The 15,029-nt window shown below is 34.7% G+C and carries 9 protein-coding genes; 6 read left to right on the top strand and 3 right to left on the bottom strand.

Annotated elements, in window-relative coordinates; all coding sequences use genetic code 11:
* Positions 1-16: 16 nt before the first annotated feature.
* Entirely contained in the window at positions 17-1,954 is a 1,938-nt protein-coding gene (gene dnaG / locus ACFIL2_RS07060; RefSeq protein ID WP_375680367.1) for a DNA primase, read from the bottom strand.
* A gap of 134 nt (positions 1,955-2,088) precedes the next feature.
* Between dnaG and ACFIL2_RS07055 the strand changes: the two genes are divergently transcribed.
* The 4 genes from ACFIL2_RS07055 (at position 2,089) to ubiC (ending at position 7,844) form a co-directional block, all read left to right on the top strand.
* Positions 2,089-3,300 carry a mechanosensitive ion channel family protein gene (locus ACFIL2_RS07055; RefSeq protein WP_375680366.1) on the top strand — a complete coding sequence of 404 codons (1,212 nt, stop codon included), beginning with the start codon at positions 2,089-2,091 and terminating at the stop codon, positions 3,298-3,300.
* Positions 3,301-3,374: 74 nt separating this feature from the next.
* Complete coding sequence (locus ACFIL2_RS07050; protein ID WP_375633036.1) at positions 3,375-5,066, top strand: Na/Pi cotransporter family protein; 1,692 nt, start codon at positions 3,375-3,377, stop codon at positions 5,064-5,066.
* An 856-nt stretch (positions 5,067-5,922) separates the two neighbouring features.
* A complete protein-coding gene (locus tag ACFIL2_RS07045; RefSeq protein WP_375611967.1) occupies positions 5,923-6,174 on the top strand; it encodes a GlsB/YeaQ/YmgE family stress response membrane protein in 252 nt (83 codons plus the stop codon).
* Positions 6,175-7,337: 1,163 nt separating this feature from the next.
* Complete coding sequence (gene ubiC, locus ACFIL2_RS07040) at positions 7,338-7,844, top strand: chorismate lyase (RefSeq protein ID WP_375633038.1); 507 nt, start codon at positions 7,338-7,340, stop codon at positions 7,842-7,844.
* Between the two features lie 675 nt (positions 7,845-8,519).
* Here ubiC and ACFIL2_RS07035 read toward each other — a convergent pair.
* Positions 8,520-8,972: a GatB/YqeY domain-containing protein gene (locus ACFIL2_RS07035; RefSeq protein WP_375609255.1), complete on the bottom strand. Its 453-nt coding sequence runs from the start codon at positions 8,970-8,972 to the stop codon at positions 8,520-8,522.
* A gap of 259 nt (positions 8,973-9,231) precedes the next feature.
* Between ACFIL2_RS07035 and carA the strand changes: the two genes are divergently transcribed.
* Positions 9,232-10,428 carry a glutamine-hydrolyzing carbamoyl-phosphate synthase small subunit gene (carA, locus tag ACFIL2_RS07030; RefSeq protein WP_375680365.1) on the top strand — a complete coding sequence of 399 codons (1,197 nt, stop codon included), beginning with the start codon at positions 9,232-9,234 and terminating at the stop codon, positions 10,426-10,428.
* A gap of 869 nt (positions 10,429-11,297) precedes the next feature.
* Here the strand turns inward: carA and ACFIL2_RS07025 are convergent.
* Positions 11,298-12,518 carry an MFS transporter gene (locus ACFIL2_RS07025; RefSeq protein WP_375680364.1) on the bottom strand — a complete coding sequence of 407 codons (1,221 nt, stop codon included), beginning with the start codon at positions 12,516-12,518 and terminating at the stop codon, positions 11,298-11,300.
* 758 nt (positions 12,519-13,276) lie between these two features.
* On the opposite strand from ACFIL2_RS07025, the gene ACFIL2_RS07020 reads away from it, so the two are divergent.
* Positions 13,277-14,116, top strand: coding sequence for a DUF1460 domain-containing protein (locus ACFIL2_RS07020; protein WP_375638346.1), 840 nt, complete (start codon positions 13,277-13,279; stop codon positions 14,114-14,116).
* The last annotated feature ends 913 nt before the right edge of the window (positions 14,117-15,029 follow it).

Here is a 15,029-nt window from a genome sequence, read left to right as displayed (position 1 = left end):
GCATTAAAAAAGCGAATCATTTTATCGTATCTTGTGTATTCCCGTCTATTTTTTCATCCAACCAACTTCCAAATCCTTCAATTAACGCTTCTGTTGCCTGCATCTGCTCCAGCTCATTTTTTACCTCACGAAGCAGATCAAAAACCTCACTCTTAGGATTTTCTACAAGTTGCTCTTCAATATCCTGTAACCTCTTATGTAGGTGGTGTTCTTGAAGATGCAAGTAGACAGCTTGTTTTAATATAGCACGCGCATCTTCTATAGGGGCTCCACCAAGAATAATACGCATACCAATATTTTGCACAAGATGTTTCATACGCTCTAACAGAGCCTTTTGCCCTCTTTTTTCTAAGAACGCAACCATCGTCTCTTTATTATGAAGCTGTTGGTCCCCAAGAATTTCCAACATAGCTTGATGAAAAATTATCAATTGAGTATTTTTTAATTCTAACTCAGAAAGAATTTCAAAATTTTCATACCACAACTCAGGATAGTAAGCTAAAGTAAGTAAAATCACTGCTTCACGCAAAGGGATAGATTGCGAAGAATTTCGTACTATTTCAGAATTTGCTAACAGAGAAAAGGTTTGATCTTTAAAGGTCCTATTTGGTGAAGATTGACCATATCGCCCTTCCCCCCTTTTTTTTGAAAAAGAGGGACGAAAAAAATCAAAAAGGCGTTTTTTTACATCTTGCAAATAATAACGACGGACATCTTCATCCTTAATCGTAAAAATTTGTTGTTTTAGTTGTTTTTCTAGCGCTGCTCGTGCCTCTGGAATTTCAAAATGCTTTCCATAGGTAGAACGCCACCATAAAAGCTCACTCAAAGGAATAGCTTTTTGCAAAAAAGAAGAAAAAAGCTGTGCTCCACCAGCACAAACAATTTCATCAGGATCTTTCCCTTGTGGCAATAAAACAAAGCGTACACAAACCCCAGCCTTTAAAAGAGGCAACACACGATCAGCAACACGAAAGGCAGCTTTTAAACCAGCATCATCACCATCAAAACACAAAATAGGTTCCTTCCCCATCTGCCATAAAAGCTCAATTTGCGCTTCCGTTAATGCTGTCCCTAAGGGTGCTACAACTCCTTCAAAACCAGCTTTAGTCAATGCAATGACATCCATATACCCCTCAACAACAAGGAGTGAATGAATTTTTTCATCGCCAACAAAGCGACTATTTTTGCGAGCTGCTGCCGCGTTATAAAGTATATTTCCTTTATGAAACAGCACTGTTTCAGGGCTATTGAGATATTTTGCTCGTGTCTCTTTCTCTAATGCACGCCCTCCGAAAGCCACCACACGTCCGCGCAAATCTTCGATAGGAAACATAATGCGATTTCTAAATCGGTCATAAGAATCCGCGCTCTCCTCATGCACTGAGAGAAGCCCACATTCTTCCATTTGCTTTATTGAAATGCCCCGTGCACTCAAAGCTTCTTTCAAAGCTGTACGCCTTACCGGTGCAAAACCAATGCGGAAACGCTCTACAAGCTCTGGTGTAACACCACGTGCATCCAGATAACGACGTGCTTGCATACCTCCTTTATCGCGTAAATTATATTGAAAAAAATCTGTGGCAATTTTCATCACATCATAAAGGTCAGCTTTTTCCAGTTGACGTTTATGACTTTGTGAATCCAAAATAGGGAGTTTCATTCCCGCAAAATCAGCCAAACGCTCTACACTTTCTGAAAAGTGCAGTCCATCAAGCTCACACAAAAAGGTAAAAATATCTCCACTTACACCACAACCAAAACAATAATAGCGCCCTTTATGATCATCACAATGAAAACTTGGCGTTTTTTCACCATGAAATGGACAACAACACCAAAAGTCTCCCCGTGAAGGCTTACTTTTTCGAGGATCAAAATCCACCCGTTGACCAATCACTGTTGAAATTGGGAGTCTCGTACGCAGTTCATTAAGGAAATCGGGCGGAAAACGCATTATCTCTCACAGAGTTTGAAAATTCTTTTTTGCATATTTAACGACTTTAGAGCATAATTCCAATACTTCCTCTTAAGCAGTTGTAAAATTTTAACCCCTCAACTGCATATATTTTTAGAAATGGAGAATAAAAAGTGATCGAATTTATTGCTCAATATCCGTGGTTAGAGGCTATTTCTTGGCTTGTTATTCTTACTATAGCTGCCCTTTTAGTGAACTTTCTAGGACGAAAATTACTTATTCACGGAGCAAAAAAACTCTCTTCTTTTCTCCCAAAAAATACAACGATCGATATTAATAATGCTATTCAATACATAGCGGATATCATTTCAGCTTTTATTCTTTCAATTGGTGTTAATTTTATCTCAACATTGCCCGATGCATTTAGCACTGTCATTGGTAATGTTGCCAACGCCTTCATTATCTTCTTTGTCGTCCTGACAATTTCTTCCTGTCTCAATGTCATTAACATCCTTTACGAACAACGACCAACAGCACGACTAAAACCAATAAAAGGTTATATTCAAATTGCTAAAATTGCACTTTTTGCTGTGGCAACAATTTTAATGGTCGCTACATTGATTGACCGCTCCCCTCTTATTCTCTTCTCCGGTCTTGGTGCAATGGCCGCGGTTCTCATGTTAATTTTTCAAGATACGCTTCTTTCTCTCGTTGCCGGTATTCAAATTTCATCCACTGATATGGTTCGTGTTGGGGATTGGATTGAAATCCCCAATCTCGGTGCCGATGGTGATGTTATTGAAATTGCCTTGCATACTGTTAAAGTTCAAAATTTCGACAACACCATCACCTCAGTTCCTATCCGCAAACTTGTGACCGACCCTTTTAAAAATTGGCGTGGAATGCAAGAATCGGGTGGAAGACGCATCAAACGCTCTCTTTTTATTGATCAATCAAGTATCCATTTTCTCACAAAAGAAGAACAAAAATATCTTTCCCGATTTAATTTATTAGAAAATTATTTCACGCAAAAAGTAGCAGAAATTGATCAATGGAATGCTCAATTAGATAAAAATCATGATATCTTAGCCAATACGCGCCGTTTAACCAACATTGGAACTTTTCGTGCTTATGTTTTTGCTTATCTACAACAGCATCTAAACATCAACCCTAATATGACCTATATGGCACGACAATTACCTCCTACAGAAAATGGTTTACCCTTAGAAATCTATTGCTTTACGAACACCACCGTTTGGATCGACTATGAACAAATTCAAGGCGATATCTTTGATCACCTCTATTCCATTCTACCCTGTTTCGGTCTAAAAGTTTTTCAAAATCCAAGCGGTTATGATTTTAATCAAGTATTAAAGCAAAAGTGAAATAAAAACAATAAACTTCAATTTATTAATTTGAGGCAACCACATTCACAACAACAAAGAAAGAATAAAGTATCATGAATGGTTCATTGGTACTCCTTCATCTTGCCGGCGCTATTTCTTTACTTCTCTGGGCCACACGCATGGTGCGCACAGGAGTTGAACGCGCCTATGGTGACAGACTTAAATATAAAATGTGCCACGTCGTTTCAAAACCATTGTTTGCCGTAAGTTTTGGGCTTTTTACAGCAATGATTTTACAAAGCTCTACAGCAATAACACTCCTCGTTGGCTCTTTCGTTGAATCTGGTTTTGTCTCTGGGGTAGCAGGACTTATGGCTGTACGTGGAGGAGAATTAGGATCAGCAATCGTTGTAAAAATTCTCACCTATGACCTCACTCTTGTTGTACCCTTGTGTCTTTTAATTGGCACTTGTATCTTCATGACAACAGAAAAACGTGAATGGCGTCAAATAGGACGTATTGTCATCGGTATTGGTCTTTTGATTTTATCTTTAGAGATGATAAGTACCGCGACAGAACCTTTACGTGAAAGCGAAATTTTGCCTAGCATCATTCGTTATCTTTCAACCGATCCTATTTCCACTTTTTTGTTGGCTGCTGGCTTAACCTACCTCTTACATTCGTCCATTGCAGGAATCATTTTGCTGGTCAATTTTGCCAACTACGATCTTATCCATACGCAACTCTGTGTTGTCATGGTTCTTGGTGTCAACTTTGGCTCTTCTCTTATAGCACCACTTTTAACGCGCAACGCCTCTCCTAATACCCGCCTCGTTCCCTTAGGAAATTTACTCATGCGTGGGGCAGGGTCAATCCTTATACTTATCTTATTTCTCTCCTTTCACCCTCCCATCACATGGCTTGGCAATAACGCCCCTACTCAAGTGATCAACGCCCATATCATTTTTAATGTTTTCATTCTCCTTGCTGGAATACCGCTTTCAAAATGGGTTTTAAAATTAACCACTCAGATCGTGAATATAAGTGCAAAAAAAATGCAAGCCGACAAAAGGCTCAATTTATCTGATCAAACAGCTCTTGATGACAGTGTTCTTGATCGCCCAACTCTCGCCCTCTCGAATGTCATGCGTGAAGTCATTCATATTTGTGATCTTGTAGACATCATGCTAGAAAAAATTATGGGACTTTATGAAAAGCCTGATCCCAATATTATTCGTGAACTCAACCAACTCAACACCATATTGGACAAAAAACATATCGCCATCAAACTTTATCTGGCCCGATTAGCGGGACAAAAATTATCTGACGAAGAAGCTCTTCAAACGCAAGAACTTCTAGGCGCCTGTATAAAATTAGACCAAGCAGGCGATATCATTATTCATAATATGTTGATGCTGGTTAAAAAGAAACAACAAAAAGGTTTACAGTTCAGCAGCGAGGGCTGGAGTGACCTCCTTCGTTTCCACGCCATTGTACTAGCCAACGCGCATATAGCATTTAACGTTCTCGTCTCACGTGATACACACACTGCACACCTATTGGTACAAAAAAAAGATCAACTACGAAACTTAGAAAAAGAGATGAGTTTAAAACATTTTAAACGTCTGCGTGAAGGGGATCTCAAAAATGTAGAATCATCCAGTCTTCATCTCGACACTGTGCGCGACCTCAAACAAATCAACTCTCTTTTGACCTCAATGATCTACCCCATTTTAGAAGAACAGGGACTTCTTCAAAGTTCTCGTCTACGCAACCCTGCTGAAGAACAAGCAGAAAAAACTTAAACTTTTCAAATAACTTGAATAAAACACACATCACATCGATTATTCAATTTTGAATATGGTCAAAATATTGGTTTAATCAAAATATCTTATTATTCGACAATTTAAATGAGCTTTCTTCATCGTAAGTTTCTTTCATTTAAAATCTATTCATGATGAATTGCTCAAAGTCATTTGCTTGCACATTACAAACAAAGCAGCATGTAGAATAGAACTCTTGAAGAAAGACGTAAAAATGCCTAACCATATCAAAGCCAAAACTGTTAAACACATAAAGAATAGGTCAAGAGTATGATAGTTCTAACCTAAACCCGCCTTGTAAAAAGGGAACCGCTTCACAGTAGCAGCGAAACAGAAATACTCTATAAGGAATACAAAACCCCACAAAAATGCAACGTTTATATCAAGATTGGTAGAGGTTCAACCTATACAGCCATGCTATAACGTGTCAACGAAACAGTTTTCATTTCAAACATCATTGATATCAATTGGCAAGCTCCAAATTTTTAAATATACATTTTACTTATTACTTTAATCACAATTGTTTTTTAATTTAAGAGAGAGCTTAAAAAGCTTATAAATACACTTTATGAGTTATTAGAACATTTTCACTAATATTTTCTTCTTTTATTCATATTTCTCAATTAATTAATTTGTTTATAAATTAAAATGTATTATATAATTTATACTTATTAATTATTATATATAATATAAATGTGATTATTATTTTAATATAAAGGAAATTAACAAGTAAAATCTCTAACAGAAATATCCTTTCCACTGGGTAAAAAAGGAATAAACCTTGATTTTTACAAAGTTTACTCTAGTTACAATTTAAATTCAGGCAAAGGAGGGTATCATGGAAAATGCAAACATAGGTTGGATTGCAGCTATTATTATCGGCGGGATTGCCGGTTGGGCTGCACAGTATATTATGAAAAGCCAAACAGGAATATTGTTAAATATTATCTTAGGGATTATTGGCGCTGCGCTAGCAAGCTTTCTTTTTAGTCTTTTAGGTGTAAGTTTTGCTGGTTGGCTTGGCTATCTTATTTCAGGTTTTATAGGAGCCTGTATTCTTATATGGATAGGACAAAAAATTCGATCATAGAGTATTTATTTTTTACACCTTTTTGGGATTCAATACAAAACTAGGAAACAACGAGCAGAGTTTAAAATATTCCCCTGTAACTTGTTGTTACCAATTTTGATATGATGGTGAGATGCTTAAGCTGTGATTTTAGGCATACACCATCACTGTATTATAAAACCAAATGCAGTAAACAACTTTATAACGCACCATTTCATACCTATATAAACTTACGCATATCAGGAGAGATGTGTTGCGTTACTTTAACGAAATACGAACTGATTTTTGTACCACGTGCGCAAATCCAGCTTATCTCACTGTAATAACAACCCATAAGGTTACAAAAATCACTAACGATGATTAAAGATTCTACCATATAATGCTTAATAGCTTACACTCTATCAACAATACCCTTTTTACCAAGAAAACTCGAAGAGCTTTTTTGCATCTTAAGAAATAAAGAGAGACGGCAAGAACAAAATGATAAATAATTTTTTCCTAATATGTGAAATAACATAGTATATAAAATAAATATAAAACTTAAATTATGATGTGTTTTTTTAATTTATTTTTAATAATAAAAATATATAAATAAATATGAATAATATTAATGCAAACTTTATTATAAAATTACTACATACTCTGTAATATAAATTAATACTTCACAATTTTAATAATATAATATATTTAAACGTTTTAAAAAGTATATTCATTAATATAAATTTCTTGATTATAAAGAATACGATCTCCTTTACATCTCAATTCAAAAGTTTTGTATATCTCTTCACTTTCTAAAGTATAAAATAAAGTTTTGTTCCTCTTAAAACTTCCTCTTTATATCATCTTGCATAGATGAATTTTTAGCTCTTCTTTATATGCGTTACAAACGAATTTTAAAGCACGAAACATTTTTCCCATTGCTCTCATGCGATAAAGAAATTTCCGTAACGCATTGTGAAAGCGCCTTGAACAAAACATAATACTTTATTTTGCTTTTTTAAATGAAAATAATCCTATAATATATACTTCCTGCATATCTTCTTTTAAAGACCTTTGCTTTCGATTTTCCCTTTGATATCTTCCTGTTAAAATCTTGCTGCTTTTATACTCCTTGTATTACAATAGAGCTATCTATTTAACCCAACATAACATATGGAATAAGACTTTAGCTGTGGAGTAAAACGATGTCTGATCTTGAAGATTCCATCTTACCACCTCTAAAGTGGTTTTCTGATCAAAGTCCTCCAATACCAGAAAACGTTCGCGATTGGCTCATGGAATCGGGCTCAATGACGCTTCGATTAAAGAAATATTGTACCTGCCTCCAAGTTCAACCACAACGCGAATGTTTTATTACGCGAGATAAATTAACAGAAGAAGCAGAGCATCTCCCCGAAAGTGCGCGTTATTGGCTACGTGAAGTCATATTAATGGGAGATAATAAACCTTGGCTCCTTGGACGCACTGTAATTCCACAAGAAACCCTCCTACACAATCAAGCCTTAATGCATTTGGGAACTGTACCTCTAGGACATTATTTATTTAACAATGACAAATTAACCCGCGATTACATTCATATTGGTCAACAAGGTGCACTATGGGCACGCCGTTCCCGTTTGTGGTTAACGGGTAAGCCATTATTGCTAACTGAACTATTTTTAACAGATTCACCACTGTATCCCCACAAATAGAGGTTACTCATTTTATTCTGCATAATTTATAGATTTTATATAGCTTATAAGGGATTTAATCAGAGAAAAGAATTTCAAAATTATCTCAAGAACACATTACAAACAGAGACTTCTTTTCAAAAGATCTTTTTATTTCATAAACTCAACTTAAAAATCTCTTCCCTAGAAAAAACGTTTTAAAGTTTTGATTTTATTATCATTAAAACCAGCACTTGAATTAAAAAGATACACAACATATTGATAAAACCATCTATATTTAAATTTCTTGCTAAATAATCACCACTCTAAAATACGGAAACTTTTTATCAAAAAAATACTTTGAAACAGCAAAAAAGACAATAATACACTCCCCAAAATTGGAAATCTGTATCAATTACCTTAATCATCCTATTTTAAAATTTTTAACAGTGCTGACAATAGATCTTTTTAAAAAAGTAAAAACTCTATAATACTTTTGTTTTTTAATGGTCTAACAGCTTTGAAAAACAGAAAATATAATACATAAAAGATGTTTCATTGCTCTATGAGAGCCCAAAAAGTTTCATTGATATCAAAAAGTTATTTTTTTTATAATAGTATGTGTGTACAAATAAATGAAATTTATCAACATTCTACTGACTTACAAAGGCGACGCACAATAAAAAATATTTTCCAATCCCCTTGAATTAACAAGATCTATTGCAATTTCTTACGAAGACTATTGCACACTTTAGAAAAATTCATTTGCCCCGCATACCGTTCCTTAAGCCATGCCATCACCTTACCGATATCGCGTAATTTTTCAGCCTTTGTTTGTGCCAAAGCTTCACAAAGAACCTGTTCTACTTCCATCTCCTTAAGTTGATAGGGAAGAAATTCACGAATAACTTCTATTTCTGCTTGTCCTCTCTCTGCCAATTCCAAACAACCAGACTCTTTATAGGCTCGCATCAATTCTTCACGCTGTTGAAGCATTTTAGTGAAAACAGACTGTATCTGCTGATCATCCACTTCTAGCTTCCCCTCATCATAATAAAGAATATCACGATCCCTAACTGCAGCATTCATTAAACGAAGTGTAGCAAGACGCGCACTATCTTGCGCTTTCAAAGCAGCCCTAAGAGCCCCATCAATCTGGTTACGCAACATAAATTTATCCAATTTTGTTCAAGAAGAAGATGCCTTTTAACCAATCTTTATCCATCTTGCAATGGAGGATAAAAAAAATAATTAAGGACTCGATCTTCGAAAAGCTAAAACAAGACTTTACCTCTTCATGGAATGTACTTATACTGCCTAATTCAAGCAAAACGTTACCAGAATAATATACACAGCATCTGCTAAAGGTATGATTTTTGTGTAAAGTTGATCATTATACCTTTCAGAGAATAAATTGTGGATACATACTATGATACAAGCGACTTCACCCAGCCACCCTTGGAGTATCAAAAAACCTACAGCCCTCTTAGTCTTAGCAGATGGAACCGTTATTGAAGGCAAAGGAGCAGGTGCTACAGGTATCGCTGAAGCTGAAGTGTGTTTTAACACCGCCATCACAGGCTATGAAGAAATCCTCACAGACCCGTCATACACACAACAAATCGTTAATTTTACTTTTCCTCATATAGGAAATGTAGGGGCAAATAGCGAAGATATTGAAGATCTCTCTCCTCTCAATTGTCATGGTGCTGTTGGCGCTATTTTCAAGGCAGATATTACAAATCCTTCAAATTATCGTGCCAATGAAAATCTTCATCAATGGCTTAAAATGCGTAAAATTATTGCACTTTGTGGTATTGATACACGTGCACTCACAATTCTTATTCGTGAAAAAGGTGCACAAAATGCTGTCATTGCACATGATGCTAATGGAAATTTTGATATTCCTTCTTTAAAGAAACGTGCGCAAAAATGGCACGGTCTCGTCAATCTTGACCTTACGAAAGATGTGACATCTCAATCTTCAATGCAATGGGATGAAAAACCATGGAGTTGGAATAAAGGATACGGTACAAACAATGTGCACAATCTTCATATCATTGCAATTGACTACGGTATTAAACGTAATATTCTTCGCCTTATGGCAACACAAAAAGCCCGCATTACTGTTGTGCCTGCCCACACAACTGCAAAAGAAATTCTGGCAATAAACCCTGATGGCGTTTTTCTTTCTAATGGACCAGGAGACCCCGCAGCTACGGCTCAATATGCCATTCCAACAATCAAAACATTAATTGATCATAATTTACCAATTTTTGGAATATGTCTTGGTCATCAACTTCTCGCTCTTACGGTTGGTGCAATGACCGTGAAAATGCACCAAGGACATCATGGTGCCAACCACCCAGTTAAAGACCTTAACACTGGAAAAGTTGAGATTGTATCGATGAATCACGGTTTTGCCGTAGATTCTGCCTCTTTACCACAACATGTTCAAGAAACACATATTTCTCTCTTTGATGGCTCAAACTGTGGTATTCGAATCATTGGAAAACCTGTTTTTTCTGTTCAATATCACCCTGAAGCTTCTCCGGGACCACAAGATAGCCACTACCTCTTTCAGCATTTTAGTGATCTCATTATGAATTATAAAAAAATATCTTAAAATAAAAAGCCTCACCTTTTAGCTTCTCTCCTTCAAATTATATCATCTTCCTACGCACAATTATATTATTTTTATACCTACAACTTATTGAATAAATATTCTTATTTATCATTCTGAAACTAAAAAGAGCGCTCTGAATAGCTTAAATTTTTCTCATTCCTCTCCTCTTAAGGTCGTATCCATCAAAATCATTGGCTTCTCCCCCCAAGCAAGATAAGTGGGTCGATAAAAACCATTTTTAAAAAGAGTAAAGTGCCTAACCTTCAAATAAGTATTTGATTCACAGTACAATTTTAAGCATTCTATTGTGCATGAGAAACATAATCCCTCCTAAAGAATAAAAAAATTAAAGTGTGAGACAATGCAACAAATCTCTACTTTTTAAAAGATATTGCCGTAGATGGTTTTGAAAACTGTAAAGTCGAATAAAAAAGTAATCGCAAAACAGAAAACATCTTTTCAATTTTACAACTTTATATTCTTCCAAAATGAGGTTTTCTTTTGATTCCAGAAGTTATGCCAACAAATATAAGCAATATTTTACTTCCAATTTTCCATATAAAATTTGGAATTGTTCATACAATACTGATAAATCTAACTCAGATACGTTTTAATCTTTGTTTTCAATATGCTGCTGCATTAGCATTGGATATTAATTTGCAAGCAATAGAAAAAATACGGACTCCCCTATACAAACAATATCACAAAATAAAAAAATTATTTTCACTAAATGAGAAGGATATATCGATATTCTATACAACACTTTGTGAAATAAATATCACAAAAAACTTTCTGCCTATAAAATGATACATTTTGTTTATCTTGTGCATTCTCTAGCAAAATAGTACGTACCAGCCCCTCTCAATAAATTAACGTACCCGCAAGACAAAAATAACTGTCGCAACAACAAGAAGAAAAAAGCCTCCAACAAAAGGAGCACCAGAAAAATAAAACAGTGCATTTTTATCTGTAAAACATTCAAAAAGAAACACATAAAAAACAGAACCAAATGTTAAACTCAACGAAATAACAGATGTCATCGCTCCTTGCAGTTCTCCTTGTACATTTGTAGGTACCTGCGCTGAAGCAATCGCACGTATAGGTGCATGAACAAGATATTCAAGCATTGTACACGCACAAACCATATAAACCATCCACCCCTGCGTCGCGAATGTATAACCCAGCATAGCAACGGAGGCAAACAAAAGCCCCACTATAACAATATGCCAATCACTCCATCGTTTAGAAAAATAAGGCAAAATGAGAGCGACTACAATAAATTGGCCTACCCCAAAAACACTATAGGAGAGTCCAATAGAAAAAGAACTCCAATCATAGCGTTCTTTTGCAATGAAAGCCCAAATGCTTAACCATACAGATTCCGCAAACCAATAAAGAAAAAAGACCAATAACACCCAAAGAACCATCGGGTATTGTTTCAGATGCCAAAAAGCACCTAAGGGATTTGCCCGCTTAATATCAAAAAAGCGCCTATTCCATAAAGAAAGGGTTTCTGGAAGCATAACCCAAGAAAAAATAAAATTAATGAGAGAAAAACCAACAGCAAAATAAAACGGAATACGCGGACCAAACTGACCTAAAAAACCACCTATAAACGATCCTAAAATAAACCCCAATGCGGATGCAATGCCTAACAAACCAAAATTGCGTGTACGGGTTTTATCATCGGATATATCCGCAAGATAAGCTGTACAAGTTGCAAAACTAGCGCCACTTATCCCTGACAAAAGACGTCCGATAAATAACATAGAATAGCTCCATGCTATAGCACATATGAGATTATCAAGAGCAAAGCAGATAATAGAGAGAAGCAAAATAGGACGACGACCATAACGATCAGAGAGATTGCCAATAACAGGAGCAAACAAAAACTGCATCACTGAATAAGCTGCAAGTAATTTTCCTCTTTCTACAAAAGATGTACTGACCTCTTTTCCAGTTAATTGAGAAAAATATTCAGGCAAAACAGGACAAATGATCGCAATACAAAGAATATCTAACAATAAAGTGATGAACACTAAAACGAGCCCACGCTGAACAAATTTCGGATTGAGCATTTGGTCTGGCATAACATACACACTATTTTACGCATACAATGACTCCCCCGCTCTCTTTTAACTCCCTTTTCCTTTTAAAAGTATTCTATACCGTATACTTTTCACATACAAAATAATAACAAAGTAAAAATTTAAGTAAGAGTCAAGATAAAACTATAAAATTACGTTTTAATTGGTATATATTTAATTGCTATCTCATTGTCAAAGAATAAAATTTTTTTTGCATTATACGAACAAAATATTTGTGCGACAAACTCATGAACAAAATTTCATGAAACACAAAGTATTTCCAATAGTTTTAGAGACATTATGATGAATTTTATCAGACATCGTTTCCCCCTCTCATCCCACCGTTTTCAGGAATCTCAATTCCATCAGATACGTTAGATATACTATAGTAATTGAAACCTTTTAAAAGATAAGCTCTTAAAAAAATTTCTTACCCTCAGAATATGCTATAAGGTTAAAGCAGCATCACCAGAATAGCTTAACAACGTAAAAAGCTCATCATATTTTTAAAAGTATTTATTTGACAATAATTTTGATTAAAAAATAAGTATATTATAGAGAAAGTTCTTTAATTCTATAATCTTAGAAAATATTCATATCGCTTGCAATTTGTGGAACCTTATTTTATCTTTATATTCATATATACTCTTAATGATTGTATGCTACCATTAAATCTAACGATGATCATGATAAGCATTTAAAAAAATAGCACTTTTAGAAATAGTTCGTCATGAATTTTTAATTCAAAAATGGTGTATAAAATGCGAAAAATATCCCTATTAATTCTCATATTAATGTTGGTAACAGGATGTGATGTTCAGGATTCTGATTCACAAGAGAGTATTTTAGAAAATAAAATAAAAACACAACAAACAACCAACGTAAACCTAGATCCCTATACTCTAAATAAATTAAATACTCTTCTCAAAAAACGTTCAGAAACAAATTATCAGGAAAAAGGGGCACTAATTGACTTTCTTTCTGAAGCTTTTTTAGGGACACCTTACCAAGCAAATATGTTACATGGCTCAGAAAATACACCAGAAAAACTGATTATTGACTTTAGAGGCTTAGATTGCTTCACTTATCTGGATTATGTTGAAGCATTGCGCAAATCAACATCCCAAACAGAATTCATAAATAACGTCATAAAAACGCGTTATATTAACGGTAATGTTGATTTTTTAAATCGGAAACATTTTTTTACGGATTGGGCTTATAGAGAATATAAACTCGCCACTGATATTACCGCTGAAATAAGTCCCCATGCGGTAAAAATAGAAAAATATCTCAACAAAAAAGCTGATGGTGAAAGCTATCTACCTGGGTTGCCAGTTGTGAAACGCACGATAACGTATATTCCAAGTAACTTTATTAATGAGGAGGTGATAGGTCGTTTACAGTCTGGTGATTTCATTGGTATTTATACGAAACTTGCTGGATTGGATGTAACACATGTGGGCTTCTTTATCATGACAGATAAAGGGCCAATGTTAAGAAATGCTTCTTCACGAAAAGAAAACGAAAAAGTCGTTGATTCTCCTTTTATGAATTATGTTGAAAAAACACCAGGAATCATTGTTTTAAGAGCTCTTGAATAACATCATAGCGATATGAAATATCTTCTCTATTCTTAAAATATATACTGTCGTTATTCAGGTAAACATCTAACTTCGTTCAAGCTATACGGATATAATATATTTGTTTACAGTTTTAAGAGAAAAAAGTCGTTTTGATCTAACTTTGTTTATAGGTATGACAAAATCATTTTTGGAGAAATCACGGATTTGTAATCACTTTTACTGGTTGAAAGATTAAAGACAGAAAAGACTCTATTATAGTATCACGCTTTCCTTTCATATTCTCAACCAAGAGTTATCTTTAGATTACCGCTAATCTGATCTTTACGAATATAACGCAAAAAACACAAACGAACGTTTGTAAAAATAAGTAAAAGTAAAGCCAGATATGTTTGGTGTTGTTTCATAAAGTATTTTATAAAAATTCAATCTACCTCTCTAATTTATTGCATATAAATTTTTGACTTTATAGCATTGTTTTCCTTATAAAGTCTTTGCTTTTTGTTATTGTCTATCAATTAAAATAGCTCTAATGTAGAAGCATATTTATGATTAGGATGCACCAATACTGTACGAGTCCTTGTAAAATTTTGATGTCAGATGAATGAAAATATGAAAGCATCAATTAAAACCAGTTTCTATCTTTAGCATCATTCTTTAGTTCAGCTTTGCGATTTTCTACAGCAACGACAATAATATCCTTCAAAGAGTAGAGACATGAGCATTATTTTTTTTCATTCTTTAATGAGTCCCCCATCCTTCATGCAATAAAGAACACTCTAAACAGAACACATTGTATCGATAAAACAACACATTTATTAGCAACAATAATGACGATTAATCTATGATCACAAACTTTAAAACCCTATTCATAACTTTTATACAAAATTTATAATTAAATCTCATTAAACTTATTACGAAGGCTTCACTCCTC

The organism is Bartonella sp. AP30XZML, assembly GCF_042195945.1.
Taxonomy (GTDB): domain Bacteria; phylum Pseudomonadota; class Alphaproteobacteria; order Rhizobiales; family Rhizobiaceae; genus Bartonella.
The sequence above is the reverse complement of the archived record's forward strand: the minus strand, read 5'-3'. Positions and strand labels throughout refer to the sequence as shown.

What these genes read in the sequence shown, in the direction of transcription:
- dnaG (WP_375680367.1), bottom strand. Translation starts at nt 1,954, where the DNA reads ATGCGTTTTCCGCCCGATTTCCTTAATGAACTGCGTACGAGACTCCCA.
- ACFIL2_RS07050 (WP_375633036.1), top strand. Translation starts at nt 3,375, where the DNA reads ATGAATGGTTCATTGGTACTCCTTCATCTTGCCGGCGCTATTTCTTTA.
- ACFIL2_RS07045 (WP_375611967.1), top strand. Translation starts at nt 5,923, where the DNA reads ATGGAAAATGCAAACATAGGTTGGATTGCAGCTATTATTATCGGCGGG.
- ubiC (WP_375633038.1), top strand. Translation starts at nt 7,338, where the DNA reads ATGTCTGATCTTGAAGATTCCATCTTACCACCTCTAAAGTGGTTTTCT.
- ACFIL2_RS07035 (WP_375609255.1), bottom strand. Translation starts at nt 8,972, where the DNA reads ATGTTGCGTAACCAGATTGATGGGGCTCTTAGGGCTGCTTTGAAAGCG.
- carA (WP_375680365.1), top strand. Translation starts at nt 9,232, where the DNA reads ATGATACAAGCGACTTCACCCAGCCACCCTTGGAGTATCAAAAAACCT.
- ACFIL2_RS07025 (WP_375680364.1), bottom strand. Translation starts at nt 12,518, where the DNA reads ATGCCAGACCAAATGCTCAATCCGAAATTTGTTCAGCGTGGGCTCGTT.
- ACFIL2_RS07020 (WP_375638346.1), top strand. Translation starts at nt 13,277, where the DNA reads ATGCGAAAAATATCCCTATTAATTCTCATATTAATGTTGGTAACAGGA.